This is a genomic window from Gracilibacillus sp. JCM 18966 (assembly GCF_055392695.1).
In genome coordinates this window covers 1,599,465-1,620,067 of sequence record NZ_AP043883.1, presented here as the reverse complement: position 1 = coordinate 1,620,067, position 20,603 = coordinate 1,599,465, and the positions used below count along the sequence as shown (strand labels likewise).

Annotated in this window: 20 protein-coding genes; 3 read left to right on the top strand and 17 right to left on the bottom strand. The window is 37.6% G+C overall.

Annotation, left to right across the window (positions count from 1 at the left end; all coding sequences use genetic code 11):
* Window positions 1–25: 25 nt before the first annotated feature.
* A complete protein-coding gene (locus tag ACZ5N5_RS07815; protein WP_464373587.1) occupies window positions 26–568 on the top strand; it encodes a hypothetical protein in 543 nt (180 codons plus the stop codon).
* 308 nt (window positions 569–876) lie between these two features.
* On the opposite strand, the gene ACZ5N5_RS07810 is transcribed toward ACZ5N5_RS07815, so the two are convergent.
* From ACZ5N5_RS07810 to ACZ5N5_RS07740, 15 genes are all read right to left on the bottom strand, one after another.
* Window positions 877–1,728, bottom strand: coding sequence for a TIM barrel protein (locus ACZ5N5_RS07810; RefSeq protein WP_054788475.1), 852 nt, complete (start codon window positions 1,726–1,728; stop codon window positions 877–879).
* A 65-nt stretch (window positions 1,729–1,793) separates the two neighbouring features.
* Window positions 1,794–2,576 carry a 2-dehydro-3-deoxy-D-gluconate 5-dehydrogenase KduD gene (gene kduD, locus ACZ5N5_RS07805; RefSeq protein WP_109984700.1) on the bottom strand — a complete coding sequence of 261 codons (783 nt, stop codon included), beginning with the start codon at window positions 2,574–2,576 and terminating at the stop codon, window positions 1,794–1,796.
* A gap of 12 nt (window positions 2,577–2,588) precedes the next feature.
* A complete protein-coding gene (gene kduI, locus ACZ5N5_RS07800; RefSeq protein ID WP_054788474.1) occupies window positions 2,589–3,419 on the bottom strand; it encodes a 5-dehydro-4-deoxy-D-glucuronate isomerase in 831 nt (276 codons plus the stop codon).
* A gap of 20 nt (window positions 3,420–3,439) precedes the next feature.
* A complete protein-coding gene (locus ACZ5N5_RS07795; protein WP_464373586.1) occupies window positions 3,440–4,450 on the bottom strand; it encodes a PfkB family carbohydrate kinase in 1,011 nt (336 codons plus the stop codon).
* The gene (locus tag ACZ5N5_RS07790; protein WP_054788473.1) at window positions 4,447–5,091 is read right to left on the bottom strand and encodes a bifunctional 2-keto-4-hydroxyglutarate aldolase/2-keto-3-deoxy-6-phosphogluconate aldolase; all 645 of its coding nucleotides are present in this window, start codon (window positions 5,089–5,091) and stop codon (window positions 4,447–4,449) included. Before ACZ5N5_RS07790 ends, ACZ5N5_RS07795 begins: the two co-directional genes overlap by 4 nt.
* Window positions 5,088–5,783, bottom strand: coding sequence for a rhamnogalacturonan acetylesterase (locus tag ACZ5N5_RS07785; RefSeq protein WP_464368454.1), 696 nt, complete (start codon window positions 5,781–5,783; stop codon window positions 5,088–5,090). The genes ACZ5N5_RS07790 and ACZ5N5_RS07785 overlap by 4 nt, the downstream gene beginning before the upstream one ends.
* The gene (locus tag ACZ5N5_RS07780) at window positions 5,780–6,877 is read right to left on the bottom strand and encodes a glycoside hydrolase family 88/105 protein (RefSeq protein ID WP_464373585.1); all 1,098 of its coding nucleotides are present in this window, start codon (window positions 6,875–6,877) and stop codon (window positions 5,780–5,782) included. Before ACZ5N5_RS07780 ends, ACZ5N5_RS07785 begins: the two co-directional genes overlap by 4 nt.
* A gap of 19 nt (window positions 6,878–6,896) precedes the next feature.
* Window positions 6,897–8,462 (bottom strand): glycoside hydrolase family 43 protein, encoded by a 1,566-nt coding sequence (locus ACZ5N5_RS07775; RefSeq protein ID WP_109984696.1) that lies wholly within the window; start codon window positions 8,460–8,462, stop codon window positions 6,897–6,899.
* Window positions 8,462–9,979: a glycoside hydrolase family 28 protein gene (locus ACZ5N5_RS07770; RefSeq protein WP_464373584.1), complete on the bottom strand. Its 1,518-nt coding sequence runs from the start codon at window positions 9,977–9,979 to the stop codon at window positions 8,462–8,464. The genes ACZ5N5_RS07775 and ACZ5N5_RS07770 overlap by 1 nt, the downstream gene beginning before the upstream one ends.
* A 4-nt stretch (window positions 9,980–9,983) precedes the next feature.
* Complete coding sequence (locus ACZ5N5_RS07765) at window positions 9,984–10,301, bottom strand: cupin domain-containing protein (protein WP_054788472.1); 318 nt, start codon at window positions 10,299–10,301, stop codon at window positions 9,984–9,986.
* On the bottom strand, window positions 10,301–11,509 hold the full coding sequence (locus ACZ5N5_RS07760; protein WP_464373583.1) for an MFS transporter: 1,209 nt from the start codon (window positions 11,507–11,509) through the stop codon (window positions 10,301–10,303). The genes ACZ5N5_RS07765 and ACZ5N5_RS07760 overlap by 1 nt, the downstream gene beginning before the upstream one ends.
* A 26-nt stretch (window positions 11,510–11,535) precedes the next feature.
* Window positions 11,536–12,630 carry a hypothetical protein gene (locus ACZ5N5_RS07755; protein ID WP_054788471.1) on the bottom strand — a complete coding sequence of 365 codons (1,095 nt, stop codon included), beginning with the start codon at window positions 12,628–12,630 and terminating at the stop codon, window positions 11,536–11,538.
* Window positions 12,631–12,658: 28 nt separating this feature from the next.
* Complete coding sequence (locus tag ACZ5N5_RS07750) at window positions 12,659–13,540, bottom strand: carbohydrate ABC transporter permease (protein ID WP_109984691.1); 882 nt, start codon at window positions 13,538–13,540, stop codon at window positions 12,659–12,661.
* 20 nt (window positions 13,541–13,560) lie between these two features.
* A complete protein-coding gene (locus ACZ5N5_RS07745; protein ID WP_054860752.1) occupies window positions 13,561–14,520 on the bottom strand; it encodes an ABC transporter permease subunit in 960 nt (319 codons plus the stop codon).
* Window positions 14,521–14,785: 265 nt separating this feature from the next.
* Complete coding sequence (locus ACZ5N5_RS07740) at window positions 14,786–16,285, bottom strand: extracellular solute-binding protein (RefSeq protein ID WP_464368485.1); 1,500 nt, start codon at window positions 16,283–16,285, stop codon at window positions 14,786–14,788.
* Between the two features lie 383 nt (window positions 16,286–16,668).
* Between ACZ5N5_RS07740 and ACZ5N5_RS07735 the strand changes: the two genes are divergently transcribed.
* Window positions 16,669–17,322 (top strand): YesL family protein, encoded by a 654-nt coding sequence (locus tag ACZ5N5_RS07735; protein WP_464373582.1) that lies wholly within the window; start codon window positions 16,669–16,671, stop codon window positions 17,320–17,322.
* A 36-nt stretch (window positions 17,323–17,358) separates the two neighbouring features.
* On the top strand, window positions 17,359–19,650 hold the full coding sequence (locus ACZ5N5_RS07730) for an AraC family transcriptional regulator (RefSeq protein ID WP_464373581.1): 2,292 nt from the start codon (window positions 17,359–17,361) through the stop codon (window positions 19,648–19,650).
* 47 nt (window positions 19,651–19,697) lie between these two features.
* Here ACZ5N5_RS07730 and ACZ5N5_RS07725 read toward each other — a convergent pair whose 3' ends face one another.
* Together ACZ5N5_RS07725 and ACZ5N5_RS07720 are read right to left on the bottom strand one after the other, a co-directional pair.
* Window positions 19,698–19,943, bottom strand: coding sequence for a hypothetical protein (locus ACZ5N5_RS07725; RefSeq protein ID WP_054788468.1), 246 nt, complete (start codon window positions 19,941–19,943; stop codon window positions 19,698–19,700).
* 29 nt (window positions 19,944–19,972) lie between these two features.
* Window positions 19,973–20,602 carry a hypothetical protein gene (locus ACZ5N5_RS07720; RefSeq protein ID WP_054788467.1) on the bottom strand — a complete coding sequence of 210 codons (630 nt, stop codon included), beginning with the start codon at window positions 20,600–20,602 and terminating at the stop codon, window positions 19,973–19,975.
* Window position 20,603: the final 1 nt, after the last annotated feature.

Below are 20,603 nucleotides of genomic sequence, written 5' to 3'. Positions count from 1 at the left end.
GTACTAAAAAGGAGTGGAGAAAATTTTGATTGCGTGGATTATTATTGCATGTGAGGTAGGCTTTTGGATTTTTGTATTGGCTGGTCTAATCGCTAGATATGTGTTCAATCAACGAAAGTTAGGAAACCTTTTATTAATTTGCACCCCAATTGTAGACTTGTTATTACTCGTGGCAACAGTAATAGATTTAAAGAACGGTGCAGTAGCAACGACGGTTCACGGGATTGCAGCTATTTATATCGGGGTAAGTATAGCCTTTGGCCATCGCATGATTGCATGGGCGGATGTTCGCTTTGCCTATTATTTTCGCAATGGGCCGAAGCCAGATAAGAAGAAAAAATATGGAAGTGAATATGCAAAAATTGAAAGAGAAGGCTGGTTCCGCCATTTATTATCCTGGGTTATTGGTAGTGGCATTATTTTCGCAATTATTTATTATATTGATAATAATCCTCAGACGGAACAGCTTTTCCATATCTTTCGTCTCTGGTCTATTATTTTAATAATAGATTTCCTGATTAGTTTTAGTTATACGGTATTTCCTCGTCAACAAAAAGGCACATTTTAAGTGATGATCTTCGTTTTATCGGATAGTTTGGCTGGAGCTCTCGCTTAGATTGATCGATATCTAGTTTTATTGGACAGTTTTGTCTTGAGCTCTCCCTTGAATTGTCTGATATCTGGTTTTATCGGACAACTCCACTTGAGCCCTCGTTTAAATTGTCCGATATCTGGTTTTATTAGACATTTCAGCCTGATCTCTCAACTGAGATGTCCGATATACAGATTAATTCAGACATCTACACTTGAGCTCTCGCTTGGGTTAGTTATATTTCCCAATTTCATCAGTCTACACTTGGCAATATTGTGAAACGTCTATGCCCCATCTACTTCCGCAAACTTTTTATGCAGATACTTTATACTTTCATCAATATACGGCTCTTTCGTATTTTCCAACAAGACTTCAACAAAGGGCTTATGCTTTTTGATCCAAGAAAATAAATAATCATAGCGCAGCATTCCCTGTCCAACGGGCACCATTTTAATCCAGTTGTCTTCAATAATAAAATCCTTTGCGTGAATCGCTACAATTCTTTCACCAAAGAGCTCAAATGATTCTTGAAACACTTTTGCCTGATTCTGATAATTTTCCATTGACATAAAGTTGGCAGGATCAAAGATAACTTGTAGCTGGCTAGACGGAACCTCATCCAATAAGCGTCTCATCAACTGAGGCGTATGGATCGGGTGATTAATGCCCCCTTCTATCCCAACAATAATGCCCCACTTTTTAGCTTCTTCTACCAATTCACGAATACTTTTTACTACCTTTTGGAATGCTTCTTCTGTAAAATTATCCTCTGTATAACCCATTTGTTCACGAATATTGCCTGTTTCAGAGCCGACGATACTACATCCAAAGTCTTTCGCAAATCGAATATGTTCCTTGAATCTTGCCAAAAGCTGCTTACGTTTTTCTACATTTGGATGGATCATATTAATATAGCAACCTAGTATGGCGATATTTACCTTCTTTTTGGAAAAAGCTTGGTACATATATTTGCCAAAGCCTGGACTTAAGGCTCCTGTTTGGGTCGGGAGATTTGGGAAGGATTTGGCCAATGCTAATTGAACAGAGCCTAATCCTTTGGAAGATACCTCTTCTGCGATCTGCTCTGGATCTTGATAGGTGATATCGTGTGCTCGTATTCCTAGATTAAGTTCCAATATGGACCCTCCTCATCATCAAAAAATGAAAAGAGTGACTAACCAAACAGCTAGTCACTCTTTTATTATCTTGCTAACCAGCCACCATCTACGGCTAATACATGACCATTCATATAATCAGATGCTCGGCTGGCGAGGTAGACTACTGTACCCATTAAATCACTTGGCTCTGCCCAATAGCCCGCAGGAATTCTTGATAAAATCTCTGCATTTCGTTTTTCATCGGCACGGATAGGCGCTGTATTTTTGGTTGCAAAATATCCAGGTGCGATTGCGTTCACTTGGATCCCATGCTCTGCTAATTCATTGGCAAACGATTTAGTCAAGCCCGCTACCGCATGCTTGCTTGCTGTATATGGCGGTATAAATTTTCCTCCTTGGAATGTGAGCATGGAGGCGATATTAATGATTTTGCCTGAACCTTGTGCGACCATAGCCTTTGCTGCCGCTTGGCTTAGAAAATAGACAGCATCCAAATTTAGTGCCATCACATCATCCCAATCCTCATCCTTATACTCTAATAAAGGATTACGGCGAATTGTCCCAGCATTGTTGACTAATATATCTACTGTGCCAAACTCCTTTTGACAAGCAGGAACCACATTGGATAGTTGCTCACGATCCATTAAATCAGCCTGATAGAATTGTGCTTTCCCTTCTTTTCCTTCTAATAATGCTTTTGTGTCATCCCAATTCGTTCCATGTGTCACAACGAACACATCCGCTCCAGCTGCTGCCAGTGCAACGGTATACGCTTGACCAAGACCCGTGTTACCACCAGTAATGATCGCTGTTTTTCCTTTTAATGAAAAATAATTTAGTGAAAAATCTTGGATTCCTGCACTCATAACACTACCTCCTTATCGTAACTGATCCATACTTATATGATCCATATCATCATAAGTAATGTTTTCGCCACACATTCCCCAAATGAATGTATAGTTACTAGTTGCTGTACCACAATGGATGGACCAACTTGGTGAGATAACGGCTTGTTCATTTTTCAGAACAAGATGCCTTGTTTCTTCTGGCTCGCCCATAAAGTGGAAGGCACGCGTATTTTCCTCCATATCAAAATATAAGTAGACTTCACTTCGACGGTCATGAGTATGTGCAGGCATCGTGTTCCAAACACTTCCTGGCATAAGCATCGTTAAGCCCATTTGTAATTGACAGCTTTCACACACATTTGGATGAATATATTGGTGAATTTTTCGTTCATTCAACGTACCTGGCTCTCCTAATTCCAGTGGCTTAATATCTTTAATATCGATCTTCACGGTTGGATAAGTATGGTGTGCTGGTGCTGAATTAATATAGAATTTCGCAGGTGCTGCCGGATCATTGGAGCCGAACCATACTTCTTTTGTTCCTCTACTTACATATAGACCGTCATGTCGTTTCATTTCATAACGTTCCCCATCTAGTAGGACATAGCCATCATTACCAATATTAATGATCCCAAGCTCTCTTCGCTCTAAAAAATAGCTAACCCCTAGTTGTTTATCTAATTTAATCGTTAATTCTTCAGATGAAGGTGTCACACCACCAAAGATCATACGGTCAACATGTGTATAGGTTAAATGAACCTTCCCTGCTTCGAATAGTTTTTCTACTAGAAATTTTTCTCTCAGCTCGTCTGTGTTATATCTTTTAATCTCCTCTGGATGGTTGGCATAACGTACTTCCATGAATAATTCCTCCTTGAAAATTATCGATTAATCTCTTGATTTATACTTTGGATAAATTGCTCCACCTCAGGTACGGAAAAGGCATTGCCATCTCCTTTGACAGTGTGCTTCAATACACTTGCACCTGTTGCGAAACGAACCATATCTATCGGGTTCCATCTATGGAGAATCCCGTATAGAATTCCTGCTGCATAAGCATCCCCCCCACCAATACGATCAATAATTGGTTCAATGGTATAAGTAGCTGTTTGCTCGAGCATCCCTTCCCTATATAGATAACCTTGTAAAAAATGAACAGATGACGATTTTACATCCCTTTTCGTCGAAGCGAATAGCTCGATATTTGGATATAACTCTCGGATATTATCATAATAATACTGTAGTTTCTCTTTATGCGTTAGCTCTTCTTCGACTGGTTCGATATTTAATAGATAAATAGCATCCATATGATTACAAAAGGCTATATCGACATATGGCAAAGCCTTTTGGATCACAATACTTGCTTCTTGTTGACTCCAGAGCTTTGCACGATAGTTGAAGTCAAAGCTAACCTTTATTCCTTGTTCCTTCGCTCGTTTCATTCCTTCTATCGTGATCTCTTGGAGCTCCTCTGAGAGCGCTAACGTAATACCTGTCGTATGAAAAAGCTCTACACCTTCTAATATTCGATCCCATTCTATGTTTTCCTTCTTTATTTGCGAAAAACTAGAAAACTTCCGATCATAGATGACCTGACCAGGACGGTTGCCAATTCCTGATTCGACAAAATACAGTCCTAAGCGATCACCACCCTTTAATAAGAAAGACGTATCCACACTACAACCACGTAAATATCTTTCACAAGTGTCACCAATTAGATTAAGTGGAACGCGACTAATATAACTAGTATTCACTCCAAAATTGGCAAGTGAAACGGCAACATTAGCCTCTGCTCCCCCATAATAAAAACTGAACTGATTCGTTTGCTGAAGTCTAGCTGTAGGATCTGTGGTGAGACGCATTAGCATTTCGCCAAACGTAACTACCTTCATACACTCGCCTCTTTTACTTTTGCTACATATTGCCTTGCAAGCTCTGTAATTTTTGTATAATCACCCATTTTAGCTGGGGCTACGAGATTTCCTCCTATCCCCACAGCAATGGCACCTGCCTCCAGCCAATCCTTTATATTGTCTAGGTTCACTCCCCCTGTGGGCATCATGTTCGCTTGAGGGATTGGGGCATGTACAGCCTTTAGAAATCCAGGACTCACATTACTGCCAGGGAATACTTTTACTACATCTGCTCCACTTTCCATTGCTTCCTTAATCTCTGTGACAGTTAGGCAACCCGGCATATATGGGGTTTGATACAAATTACAAAGTTTTGCTGTAGCTGCATCAAATGATGGGCTGACAATAAAGGTAGCGCCAGCAAAGATCGCCTGTCTTGCTGTATAGGCATCTAATACGGTACCTACGCCGATCGTTATCTCCTTCCCCCCTCGATATTTTTCTACTAACTGCTCGATAACGTTCTCTACATGGGGAATCGAATAAGTTAGCTCCACCGCTTTTATTCCACCTTCTATACAGGCATCCACGACCTTTAAAGCTTGCTCTTCCGTATCTGTACGAATCACCGCTACTACTTTTTGGACTTCAATATTGGATAATACACGTAATTTGTTCATTCGGTCACCTCTATCTTTTTGACATATCTACTTAAAGGATGACTCCTTTCTATTAACTCCTGTATAAAGATTCCTGCATGAGCCATTGCTCCTTCTTCCCGTAAATGAGTATCATCCTTCGCCCCATCAGGATATGAAGAAAATTGGTTTGTTTCAAGCCACATAAACCACTTCTTTGATTCATTGAGCCCTAACCTTTCTATCGCCTCTGACGTTTTTTGGAGCATATCGATACAAACCACCTTTTCTAAAAGTGCGAGCTGGCGAACTGCATCTGGATAATGACCATGGGTGTCTTTTAAGAAGCCTTTTTCATCAAAATGTCTTCTAGCGATTGAGGTTAGTAGAATCGGGGTTACTCCATGGCCTCTAGCACTTACTATCATAAAACGCAAATTCTCTTGATAAGTAGTAAAAGGATCTGTGGCTCGTTCTTTATCTAATTTTTGATCATTATGTCCAAATTGAATAAGCACATAATCCCCTGATTGAAATTGTCGTTCCATTTCAGTCCATCTATTTTCAGAGAGGAATGATTTTGTACTTCTTCCAGAAGCGGCATGATTTTGCACCTTTATTTCATCGGTGAAAAAATAAGGCAATACTTGTCCCCATCCCATCTGTGGATAGTGACTATCCTCATAATCCGCCATCGTTGAGTCTCCGGCTATAAATAGCTGTATCTTTTTCATTGGCCTTGCTCATTCCCAATAGCTAATTGAATACTCGCTAAAATAAATGCACCTACTCCATGTAGATCATTCGTACTTGTATCACGGTGTACATAATAATCATACGTGCCAATCGATGTTCCTATGCAAATATCATGTAAAAGAAAGTTTCCTTGCTCATCCAATTGTACTTTGTTCTCCAGAAGTCCTTGATATGCCTTTTCCGCATTAGCCCAATAACTACGGTCAATATAGCCTTTGTTGACTGCTTTTGCAATCGCATAAGTAAACAAACAGGAGCAGGAGCTTTCTAAATAGTTATCCTGTTCGTCCGCTTTATCCACCACTTGATACCATAATCCGGTCTTTTCATCCTGAAATTCGATCAGTGCATCGATTAATTCCTTCACGACGTGCTTTAATTCCGCTCGTTTCTGATGACCTTCTGGAAGCATCTCGATAAAGTTTGCTGTCACCATGCTATACCAGCCAAGCGCTCGTCCCCACACCTCTGGAGCGTGGCCTTTTGCTGTGGACCATGGGGTTTTTTTGCTTTCATCATAACCGTGGTAATATAAGCCATTTTCCTTTTTGGTGTTCTTTCGCATTAGTCTTTCTTGTTCCATTACTAGATCGATAAGCTCTGGTTCATCAAACATTTGGCCATATTGAATTGTAAAAGGTCCCGCCATATATAAGCCATCTAGCCACATTTGATAAGGATATTTGTCCTTATGCCAGAAACCACCTTCTTTTGTTTGGTTCAATGTATCTAATAAATGGCGTAGCTTAGCTGCAGCAACCTTGTAACGATTCTCCTTTGTCTCTTGATAAAGAGGTAGTAATAATAAACCTGGTTGAATCGCATCAAGCTCACTTCTAGCGAAATAGAAGTTCCCTTCTTCATCGATCAACTTATCTACATATTCCTTAAAATAATGAAAATATCTTGGTTCACCCGTTAATTTCCATACGTCATGCATTCCACACAAAAAGACACCTTGATGATAATGCCAGCGATCTGCTGGAGGAAGTTTGACGGGCTCGTATTGATTCATTAAAGTATCACAAGCAAGCCTTGCCCAATCTAGTGCTGTTTTTTGTTTTACTACCATTTCATTGACCCCTCTCTATTTAAGAAATTCCGTGATATTCAAACAAATCAAAATCTGCATAATTGCTGCTGTCTTCCCCATTTGCTGAACAATACATCCCGATATAAGCACCAACAAAGCCACCCGCTTTATCTGTACTTAATATCGTGCCATCCACGTCACATGCCAATGCTACCCAATCTAGAGCTTTTTCCGCAAAATAGAACTGATAGCTTTGGCCATTAGCCTCTACTTTCAAATATAATTTGCTACTATTAATCGGCTTTTTAGCTACTTGCTTATCCACACCTGCTTCTCTTCTTATTAATTGAATATTACGCTCGCCTTTTTCAAGCACTACCTCCATTCGGAATTGAAAGTCCTGATTCTGCAATAAGACAATACCAGCTGTTTCATTATCCTGTGTTGGACTAAATTCCATTACAGTTTGTGCGAAAAAGTCGATATGCTGTTGCCTTCTTCCTACAAAAGAAGGATTTTCCTCTTCCATAATGGTTTCTTTTTTCGCTTTTAATCTTAAAAATCCGGACCTTTCTGACAATGACCAAAAATCTCCACGTGGTGTCCTTAAGAAATTCCATTGATCATCTAGTGTATCTGCATCAAATGAATCAGCTTGTGGTAAAGCAGGCCATTTGTGCTCCGATAACTTCGGAAAAGGCATCTCTTCTTCTACAAAGCCTTTTCCCGGATTAACAATGGGCCAGCCGTCCTCCCAAATAAACGGTACTAAAAAGGTTTCTCGTCCTAAATTTCGATAATAGCCTCCATATGGACGTGATCCTAGACAAACCATCCACCAGTCACCATCCTGTGTCTCCACAATGTCGGCATGACCGATATTGACGATTGGGTGATTTTTTCCTAAATGTCGATGTGTAAGAATAGGATTCGTCTCCGTCATTTCATATGGTCCCGTTACATTTTTACTACGTGCAATGGTCACAGCGTGTGTATGTCCTGTTCCACCTTCTGCAATCATTAAATAATACCAACCATTTATTTTATATAAGTGCGGAGCTTCTTGCGCATGAGCATTCTTTAGCGCACCATCCCACAGACTATATTTAGGTCCGACTAATTGCTTTTTCTCTAGATCTAATTCCTGAAGCCAAATCTCATTGTGTTTTTTATATTTCGGACCTGATGGTGGCTTGCGATTACCTGTATAGTAGACCTTTCCATCATCATCAAATAATAAGGAGGGATCAATTCCTGGTGCATCCTCAAGCCAATTAGGCTTAGACCACGGACCAGCGGGATCTGTTGCCGTTACGTAAAAATTACGTCTAGCACCTGTTTGACTAACGACAAATGTTGTAATCATATAAAAAATGCCATCATGATAACGAATCGTTGGTGCATAAATCCCTCTAGAATTAGGAGTCTGATCTAAATTCAATTGTTCCGGTCGATCTAATACATGACCAATCTGACGCCAATTGACTAAATCCTTACTATGGAATATTGGCACACCTGGGAAATATTCAAAGCTTGATGTCACAAGGTAATAGTCTTCTCCTACTCGACAAATGGATGGATCTGGATAAAAACCGGGAATAATCGGATTTTGGTAGGTTTTCATTATGGAGTAACCTCACTTTCCACTCTTTTCAAATAATCATCGCCTAGCTGATCTCTTTGTATTCCGTTTACATGAATACTCTCTGTGTTCTTAGATACAACCACTGGAGTACCCATCTCTTTATTTTTTAAAGCAAACTGTTCAAGCATAATATCATTTGATTCCTCTATTACTAGCCCAGGACCTTTTCTTGTTAGAATTCGAACATGGTGAAGCTGAAGGTCGTTAATATATTTCGCAAACATACCTTCCCCAGCCATTTCGATAACCTCTCTAACCATATCTGGTTCTCCTCCAGGAACATGGTAATCCTGAGTCATCTCAATGGTGACATGCTCTAGGCTCACTTCCTTTACCGGCATTTCTGGAAGCCCATAAAGGAATCCCGCTGCTGCTCGACAATTTTTCGCTGTCACATGGCTAATTCGAACCTGCTCTACTATAGGCGTTTTTTCACTGATTGGAATAGCTTTAGCATCCAATAATTCTGGGTTACTTCTATTTACTCCGTGACGATAGAAGGAGTTAATCGTGAAAGGACACAATACATCTTCCATCAAGACGTTATTCACTAAAACATTACGAATAAAACCACCACGCTCTCGATTCGTTTTCATTCGTATTCCACGATCTGTTCCATTAAATACACAATTAGATATCGCTACATTTTCGATACCACCTGAATTTTCACTACCAAACACCACCCCACCATGGCCATGGTGCATCGTACAATTCGTTACGGTTACATTTTTCGTCGGTACATTGTATTGGCGACCATCTTCATTAATACCTGATTTGAGTACAACGCAATCATCGCCAACATCAAAATGACAGTCAGAAACTCGTACATTAAGACATGATTCAATATCCAATCCATCTCCATTCGGTGTATCAGAAGGGTTTAAGAAATGAACATTATGCACCGATATGTTTTGACAGAAGACAAGATGTGTATTCCAAAAAGGAGAGTTAGTAACCGTAATTCCACTGATGCTTGCATTTTTCACCTGATAAAATTGAATCAATGGCGGTCGCAAGAATTGTGATGGCCATTCTACAAGATTTGTATCTGCTGGCTCTGTAAAGAGGGCATTCGCTTTTGCAATTTCCTTTGTTTTTAGCGATTCATAATGCTCTCCTTTTCTCAGCTTGCCATTGATCTCCCACCAGGCTTGCCCATTTCCATCCAACACACCCTCACCCTTAATCGTTACATTTTCCGCATTTTGTGCAAAAACAAGCGGCATAAACCCATGACATACATAGCCAGACCATCTCGTTTTCACCACTGGAAATTGATCGAAATCATCGATAAAGGACAGGACTGCACCTGCATCTAAATATAAGGTTAGATTGCTCGCTAATTGGATTGGGCCTGTTATGAACTTACCTGCTGGAACATAAACCGTTCCTCCACCCGCTTTTGTACATGCTTGAATTGCTTGATGGATAGCATTCGTACTAACATCACTACCATCAGGCAATGCACCGAATTCTGTAATATCATAAAAACCCATGTCATCACTCCTTCAGTAAATCTTCTCTTAATGGGGTAAATACATCTAATAGCTTACTAGGTTCTAATGCCTTCACTCCATGGACCGCATTGGACGGTATATGTATGGTTTCACCTTTTTCAATAACTATTTCCTTTTCATCCACTTGAAAAGCTAATTTCCCTTCAAGGCAATAGGTTAATTGCTCATGTGGATGATGATGACTAGAACCTTCCGCACCTTTTTCAAAGACAACCTCCATCATCATCACCTTGTTTCCAGGACGATGAATTTTTCGCTTCACCCCTGGTTCCGCTTGCTCCCATTGATTAATGACACTCATTATGCATCCTCCTTATCTGTGATTAACATTGGTAAAAATAATTGAATGGCCATTGAGCCAATAATGACAAAGGCAACAGTCTTTGTATCTATGCCACTGGAAAAGATCATAAATAGGATAATACCCAATCCACGACCTAGATTAATGATAGTTTCTCTTAATACTATCGACTCCACTCGAAACTCTGTTTTCAATGGAATTCTATTGATCCACTGAAAATAATAAGCTGCATAAGCATTTGCTTGAATGGGCTTCACCATATTTTGCGTAATCATAAAGAAGATCACACTCCACATCGCGATTTCCCAGGTTAAAAAGCTTCCAGCTAATAAAAAGCCTATCGCTGCTATCCAAAGATAACGCTTCGTATCTTGAATATTAGCAAAACGAGAAAAGATAAAACTTACGAAAATAGACACTGCTAGAAATCCTGCATTTAAATATCCAACTACCGCTTCATCTTCAAAAATGCTATAAATCAAGATTGGTGTCATGTACATCAATATCCCTTGTGGAAAACCGATGACCAACCATCCTGCTAAGGCACTTATAAACCTCCGCTCTCGTTTTACGATAAGTCCTAAATATTTCATATAATAATTGCGATGGCGTATAGATTCTCTTACCATTTGGAAGCTTCTTAATGTCACAATAAAAAACATCAAAAATGCAATCGAAAAGATGATCACATATCCAGTCAAGCCTGTAAATAATTCAATCACAAATCCGGCTAATGCTGGCGCTATCAAATTCGTTGTTCCCATGACCATTTGATTCCAGCCTAAATATCGATGTCGATTATGATCAGAGGATACCTCATGAACGATCGTAAAGTACGCAACCCAATACAAGCCTTGTGCGATCCCTCTCAACAAAGCAAACCAATAATAATAAGTGACAATTTGCTCTTGGACAATAACAATGAATAAATAAAATAAGGCAGTCATCACGATGCCATAGCGATAAATAGTTGTTCTGCCTTTTCTTTTTGACATTTTGCCTATAAAAAAAGTAGTTCCAGCCTGTGATAAAATGGCTACTAAATTATAGATTCCATTCACCCATAAGCTATTCGTCAATCGCCATAAATATAAATTGACAAAAATAATGGAAAGGGAACCACCAAACTGAAAGATCGCATGGTTGATGAGAATATTAATAGCATGCTTAGATAAATGCTTTTCCTTCTCGATTCTGTCTTGTTGCATGAACGGTAACACTTCTTTCCACTATTTTAATTATTCCAAAATTCACTGTTAGCTATGATGGCTTTTGAATCTACTCCTAACAATTTATGAAGTTGGATACGTATAAGAGTTGCTTGGGTAGTAGCATTCATATCACCCTCCACTAATCCCATTCCGAGCTGGACAGGTTCTGGCATGTTAGGATAGTAATCTCCCTCTTTCACTTGAGCCACATTCGGCGCCTTTGGTGAATGGGCAAGTTCTCTTGAAAAAGCACCATCTGCTCTCTTAAGCCTTGACATATTCTCGATCGTAATTGATGTAATCTCCTTAAGCTCTTCCTCTGGAATATCTAAGGCTAAATAGGATAAGAGATCAATAGGATTTCGGATATAACACATATCGATAGCCTCTTCCTGCCGTAGACATCTAAGAATACTTTGATAAATTCTTTCCTTATTAGGCATTGGAATCTGATAGCTTCGGTAAAAGGTGTGCAACTTAAAAGTTCCAGATATTCTTTCATAAACAGATCCTTCTCCCCACAAACCCGTTTGCCTATCTTGAAGACCTGCTAAATAGGCTGCAAAGGCATCGACAAATTTTCTTTGCGTTTCCTTTGGCATCTCTCTTATATAAACGGTAGAGGAGGCTAATAAATCGCAGCCTCTCCAACTATTTCTCAAATCAATACTCTCCCATTTCTCGCGATATGCTTCTACAGAAGTAGTATAAGCAGGAGCTTCTCGTAAAGAAAGAGGAAGAGGATATCGATTCGATGCCCCTAACCTTTTTAAGGAGTTTAGTGAATAATTCAGCGCTCGGTGAACCATTACTTCATCCTCTTTCATTCTTGGATGTGGATCATAGAAGTATCCAGTTTTTACGTCTTGCTTCGATTGAAAGAATTGTACCATTTTTCCTTTTATGGGATTCGGCATCTGATCTAATAGATGATGCCGAATTAGTATATTCAATGCTTGTGCACTAGATTCTATATCTGGAGTGAAGTCTTCGTTTTCTACCGAGCTTCTTGCATAATAGAAGCCACCTGTTTCAGGGTCATATTGTTTCATTAACCAGTCGAACATTCCCTCGTATAATTGATCTAATTGCTGTAATTTCTCTTCCCGCCAGTCCATTGTGTTATGCTTCCTCTCATTAATTGTCTTAACCTTTTACAGAGCCTAGTAAAGCACCTTTCGCAAAGTATTTTTGCAAAAACGGATAGACTAATAGAATTGGTACTGTAGCTACAACAATCGTTGCCATCTTTATCGTTGTTTCTGGTGGTGGAACATCCGTATAGGCTGCCCCATCATATGTCAAACCACTGGCAAGAACAACGATTTGTCGCAGTAGAACTTGGATTGGCCATTTGCCTGCATCACTTAAATAAAGGATGGCATGCATGTACGTATTCCAATAAGTAACCGCATAGAACAAGGAAATCGTCGCAATAGCTGGCAATGAAATCGGAAGTACAATTCTAAAGAGTATACTAAAGTCATTGGCACCATCGATCTTAGCTGATTCCTCTAGGCTTTCCGGAATATTAACGAAAAAGCTTCTGAGGATGATCATATTAAAAGCATTAATAGTTACTGGAATGATTAAGGCCCATAAGGAGTTTAGTAATCCAGTCTGTTGAACAACTAAGAAGGTAGGGATCATTCCTCCATTAAATAGTAATGTAAAAACAATCAAGAAATTGATCACACGACGACCGACCAAATCTTTTCTTGCTAATCCATAAGCAGTTAAGGTAGAAAAAAACATACTCCATAACGTACCACCTAGTGTCACAATAACGGAAACACCTAAGCCTTTAAAAATCGTATCTGTGGAAAAGATGTACTCATATGCATCTAGCGTGAATTTAGTTGGAAAGAGTAAAAATTTCGTATTCGCCACCTCTGCACTTGTAGCAAATGAACTACCTACAACGTGGATAAATGGTAAAACGGTAATTAGCGCAATCAATGCAAGCAAAAAGTAATTAAAGAAATCAAACATTCTGCTCCCCATTGTTATTCTTTTCTTTTTGGCCATTATCTTCACCTCGCCTAATCTTAGTAGATTCCTTCTTCATTGAATTTCTTCGCTAGCCAGTTCGCAAAGACAACCATAATCAATCCAACGGCACCCTTGAAGAAGCCAACAGCCGTACTATAGCTGAATTGCCCTTGCTGTAAACCAGCTACGTAAACATACGTATCAAATATTTCGGCAACATTACGGTTAGAGGAATTTAATAATAGGTACACATGTTCAAAACCTAGCTCTAATACATCCCCAATCTTTAAAATTAATAAAACGATGATTACATTTCGAATCGCAGGTAGGGTTATATGCCACATCTGACGGAATCGACCTGCTCCATCCATTCTTGCTGCTTCATATAATTGAGGATCTACCGCAGTAATGGCTGCTAAGAAGATAATCGTACCCCAGCCAGCCTCACGCCAAATAACTTGTAAAATATACATTGGTCGGAACCAGTCTTCATTCAGTAAGAAATTAACCTTCTCAAATCCTAGCGACTCTATGATTGCGTTTACAATACCACCATCAAGTGTGAGCATGACATACGAAATAGATACAATAACTACCCATGACATAAAGTGCGGAATATACACAAGTGTTTGAACACCCTTTTTAAAGAAGCTATGTCGCACTTCATTTAACATTAACGATAGAATAATCGGAATCGGGAAATAAACAAATATTTGCAAACCGAACAATATTAATGTATTTTTAAAAATCATCCAAAAATCAGGACTTGCAAACAATCGTTTAAAATGCTCCAATCCTACCCATTCACTTCCCGAAATACCTAAGTAAGGCTTATACTCTTGAAATGAAATAATTAACCCATACATCGGTAAATACTTGTAAATGAAAAAATAGAGAAGACCTGGCAGAATCATTAAATAAATCAATTTATTCTTTTTAATTCTTTTCCATAACTCTGATTTCCTCATTTTTTTGTAATTTCTTTTTTCTTGTTTCGGAGAAATTGTTGTTTCCATAGACATTTTCCTTTCCTCTGAATATCACTACCTATGCATCTGCTTATCCAAATCGTACGTGAGAATTCATATAACGTAAATAATCATTATCTTACGAGTTACCTTTCACTACTGCCATAAGCTTATTCTTAAGAGTTGCTGTTCATAAAAGTAACTAACATAACATAATGATCATCTCCTCATTATAGGAACTTCTTAGTAACAGACAATAGTAGTGCAGTTAAATTTCAGGGCTCTTAAAATGATCTAAGAGCCCTGAGCATGATTATTTTGATTCCTCATAGGATGCATTGTATTCTTCTATAATCTTATCTCCACCTTGTGACTTCCATTCTTCAATGGCTTTATCAAATCCATCTTTGTCGATTTGACCTAGAATGTAATTATACGTAGCATCTGTAATGATTTGTTGCAGTGTACCACCTTCTTTTACGTATGTTTCCGAATAAAGTGGCACTGTTGGATCATTAATAAGGTGTTCTTCATTTTCAAGGAATAATTCTTCCGATTTTGCCTTTGGTTCATAATCAAAATAACCTAAGTAACGACCATTTGTTTCAGGCTCTCCGATTTCAATTGCTTGATATGGTTTTACCTCGCGTTCATTTTTATCGGAATCTAATACTTTAGCAGCACCATCTACTAATTCATAATGCTCTCCTTCAAAGCCCCAGTAAGCGTAATTAGCTACTTCTGGAGACATCATTTGGTCAAAGAAGCCTAAGATTTTCTTCAATTCCTCTTCTGATTCAACAGAGCTCTTAGGGAACATTACTAAGTTACCATAGCCAGGAATCGACCATACACCAAACTCACCACTTGGCCCTTCTACATAATTGTGTACATCAAATTGTGCGTCAGGATTGATCGCAATTGCATCATCATGTAAGCTTCCTACATCACTCATCGCACCTACATAAACACCTGCTGTGCCGTTTTTAATAAATTCTTGTTGGTCCGGTTTACTTGTTACAGGAAAGTCTTGATTAATGTATCCGTTCTCATGCATTTCTTTAAAGAAGTCCATTGTTTGTACGTATTCATCAAACATAAATTCTGGTAATAGCTGACCATCCTTTTCTCCCCAATAGTTAGGTGTTCCAAACCAAGAGGAAACCGTTTTAAATGCTCCATAGATTAAATCACTTCGATCTGTTAAGCCGAAAGTATCATCTTTACCATTTCCATCTGGGTCATCCTCTGTGAAAGCTCGTACCATTTCCATAAATTCATCGGTTGTCGTGGGTGCTTCTAAGCCTAAATTCTCCGCCCAGTCTTTACGATAGATAATACCTTGACGTGATAATGGGCGTCCTTGGTATAAAGTATATAATTCCCCATCAATCTTCGTATTGTCTAATACGTTCTGTTTCAATTTAGATAAGTTCTCGAACTCGTCTAAATACTGTCCAACTTCCCAAAACTGCCCATCTTGTATTGCTTCACGGAATTGTATAAAGGTAGCTTGGTTTTTTAAGAAAACAGCATCTGGTAATGAGTTTGTTGCAAAAGCTGTATTTAATCTGTCTTCATAGTTGTTATCTGGTACCCATTGAATCTCAATATCTGTGCTTGTTACTTCTTCTATCTTATTTAATACTTTTTCATCAGGAACCTCTGGTGTGTGTAAGTTTGCCATCATTGAAAAAGAAAAAGTTCCATCTGATCCTTCTTCAGATCCTTCATTATCTCCACTACTTTCTGAAGAACTGTCACTACAAGCAGCTGTCACGAGTAATAAGACGGCAAGTAGCATTAACCCCATTATCTTTTTCCAGTTACTCAAATTAACCACCCTCCAAATATCTATTTAATTTGTTACAACTGAATCGTTGTACATCTACCATAGTAAGCAATAGATACCATCTTGTATATAATCACTTTTTCACAGCTAATAAAACGTTTACTGCAAAAAGCTTTTAATTAGAGATTTTTTTCTGAAATAATCATTTTTCCTTATTGATTATGAAGTGATGAAATAATGATTATTTTATGTTACAAAATCATTACAATCGTTATGTCATAAGGATTAGAACTATCTCATATAATGATTATCGAATGTAAGCGTTTCATTTTTCTGGTTTACTTCTTCTTGATTTATATGTATTCTATATAGTAATAATGAAAGTGAAATTAGGTGAGTTTATGATGGAATTAACAGGTATTTGGGCAAGTCTCTATAAGGTATGCACATGGGTAACAAGATTTGCCTGGTTAAATTTAATTTGGTTACTCGGCACTTTAATTGGCCTTATCTTATTTGGATTAATGCCTGCTACGATCGCCATGTTTACTATTGTAAGAAAGTGGATTCAAAAAGAAACAGATACACCTATTCTATCAACCTTTGTCGACGCTTATAAATCTCATTTTTGGAATGCGAATTTATTCGGCGTTGTCCTTTATGGATTAGGATATTTCTTGTCTGTTTTCCTAAAATATGCTGGCTTAATGAGTGATACTAGCTTTCACTCCGTTTTATTAGGTATTTTTGTTATGGCTACTTTCTTTTATCTCATGTTAGTGTTATATGTCGTGCCGGTATATGTCCATTTTGAATTATCCTTTTGGCAGTATATTCGATATGCTGTAACGATCGGAGCTATTAAATTACACTACTCTATATGTATGGTAACGATATTAGCTGGAGTGTATTTTTTATCCTTTAAATTTCCAGGTGTTGGACTATTTTTTAGTTTTAGCTTTAGTGCCTACATCATTATGTTTTTTGCACATCTAGGTTTTCAGCAATTACTCCAAGTTCAACAAGAGCAAATCGATCATTCTGTTACGACAAATTAACGTGAGAAATAAATTTTTGATAAGGAAGTTATGCCTATGAAAAAATTATCTACCAAGCATTACTTTAAGTTAATTGCTTTCCTTATTATATTAAGTACCGTCCCTGTTATTATTACTGGTAGTCTTTCTTATTGGCAATCTTCCAAAGCCATCATTGATTACTCCAATGATGAAAAAAAGCAAAATATTTTTCAAATTAAGACAAATATCGAACAGGCTCTAAGGTATGTAGATCTTTCTACTACTTATTTTGTTCGTTCTACACAGACAAAGCAATTTTTAAACGAAAATATGAATGCGCTTGCTTTTGAAGATTTTCACAAATTAAGAAGAGATTTGAATCATTTACAAACACTCGAAACAGGGATTGAGGATATTGTTTTTGTTAGTTTTAAGGAAGATTGGCTGATCAATAATAATGGTCTTGTCAACCTTGATGCAACGACCAATGAGCAAATACATGAAGGCTATATGAACACACCAAAAAAAACCTCTTGGATCCTAGAAAAATCAAGTGATATTCAGTTTCCAAACGCAACCAAGAATAGTTGTTCCCATTACATCAATTTAGTTAAAAAGCTACCGATTTTATCCAGTGATCCAACAGGAATTATCAGTGTTTTGATTCCTGCCTGTGAATTAACAGAAATTATGGCGGAAAGTAATGATAGTGAATCTTTTTTAATATTAGATGAAAATAATCAAACGATCTCCCAAAGTAATCCGAGCTATATTGGCGAGGATGGGTATATTCCTACCTCTCTCTTTAACAAAATTGACCGAGAAGCAACGAAGGGCCAATTTAATTACACTTTTAATGGTACCGAATTTAAGATAAGCTACGAAACATCCCTTTATAATAATTGGACTTATTTATCCTTTGTAAAACTAAGTGATTTGCATGTCAAATCATCTTCGATTGGTTGGATTACCTTATTAATTATTAGTATTTTATTAATTATCTCGGTTATTTTCGCTGTTATTGGTAGTAAGGTCTTGTACAAACCGATTAAACGATTGAAAAATGCTATCCATCCAACAACAGCTGCTAGTAGTAATCGAAATGAGTTTGAATTGATAGAAACACATATTGAAAGTCTATTAAGTCAGAATAATCAGCTAGAACAACGTGTCCAGAACCAAGTTACCCAATTAAAGCAATTATTTATGATGCGTTTATTACAAGGCAAGGTAAGTGAAAGTGAGTTACACACTAAAATAAAGAATTTTCATTACGTAGAAAGCTGGTCCTGGTTGACTGTCTTTTCATTGAAGGTAGATGCCATCGACCAAAATAAGTTTAATAAAAATGACCAAGACCTAATATTATTTGCTATTAATAATTTAATGGAGGATATCATTCCTAGTGAACAACGGTTTACACCAGTTGTACTTAATGATACTCAAACAACCATTTTAATAACTGACTGTGAGAAGGATTCTGATTATACCCACCTCATAAACCAGCAAGTCGAGTTAATTCAACAAAAGGTGAAAGAGCTCCTTCATTTAAGTGTCAGTATCGGAATTAGTTTACGTTATGTTAATCTTTGTGATTCTAATAAAGCATTTAAGGAAAGTAAGGAAGCATTAAAATATCGTTTAAAAATGGGTGAATCCTCCATTATTTATTATAAAAACTTAAACCGAAGATATTCGAGTATCGCTCCATATCCTGTTGCTATCAAAAACCAGATTTTTGATGCGATAAAATTGAGTGAGAAAGATCAGGCAACAGAGGAGATCGATAAGTTTTTTGACTATATCGATCAGAATGATATTCATCATCAGCAATTAGAAATTATTTTATCAAGATTTTTCTATGAATTATTTGAATTAAAGGAATTGCTCGGGATCAGTGTAGAGGATTTTGATTCGACGGAAATGATTACTCATTATCAAAATCTACATTCATTAGAAGAAATGAAAGAATGGGTTGTCCATCGAATCGTTCAGCCACTTATTACGAATCTAGATGCAAAGGATGAAAGTAAAAACAAAAGAATCTCTGACAAGATGATTCGCATTATACACGAAAACTTTAATAAAGATATCTCTCTTGATATTATTGCAGCGGAACTACACTATAATCCAAACTATTTGAGCAGTATTTTTCAAAAAGAAACGAAATTCTCTTTTAGTGAGTATTTACTCCGCTACCGCTTGAATAAAGCGAAGGATTGGTTAACCACAACGGATAAATCTGTAAAAGACATTGCCGAGGAATTACAATACAATAATTCACAAAACTTCATTAGATCCTTCCGTAAAATGGAAGGTATTACTCCAGGGAAATACCGCTTACGCTATAAAAGCAAAGAAGCTTAGGTTTTTGACTGAGTAAAGTCCTCCTAGTTTTCTGGAGGGCTTATTTTTTATCTTGGTAATCTTGTCTCGTCTAGTCGTTTTCCCCAAGATATATCCTTTATCTTGGTTATCTTGATTCCTCTAATCGTTTTTGAGAAGATATATTCTTTTATCTTGGTGATCTCAGCTTCTCTAATCGCTTTCGCCAAGATATATTTCTTTATCTTGGTGATCTCAGCTGCTCCAATCCCTTTCAACAAGATATATTCTTTTATCTTATATGTTTTTACGTCCCACGTATAAATAAACTCCACTCAATCTACGAGTGGAGTCGTCCTATTTTTTATAGCTTTTTATATATCATCATATCAATTACTTTATACATGAAAAAGACAGTAGCAAACCCAAATGCATAAGCAAAGGAAGTGGCTTCGATGACCACCATGATCACAGGACTCGTCCAGAGATTCACGAGAATTAGTGTGAAGATAAACACAACAGCTAATAATGCCGTATAACCCCACAAATAATAATGGGCAGGAAGCTTAAAAATGGTAGAATCCTTGGCTAGTTTTTCGAATTCCTGCATGGTGAAATGATGAAGGGCAATTTTAGCTGCCTCCTCTGATGATTTCCCCTGTTCAATTAAGTCTGCTTTAAAATCCTCCATGTATGCTAGTAATTCTGCCTTTTCATCCTTATCCATTGCTAGTCTTTCAACAAAAGAGGCAAGATCATGATCTTTTCTATACATAGCGTGGATTTTTATATGATTAATGTAATTAATTATCGACCACATCCCAGCTATAACAATAGCAAAGCCATAGCAAAGGAGTATAGCAAAAGGAGTATAGCTAGGATGATCCTTATAATCTATATAAAGTGTGGTAGCAAAAATGATCACAGAGAGGCATAATAACCATTTGTTTTTCAAATCATTGAAACTAGTAATCTTGATTATCCAATTGCGCATA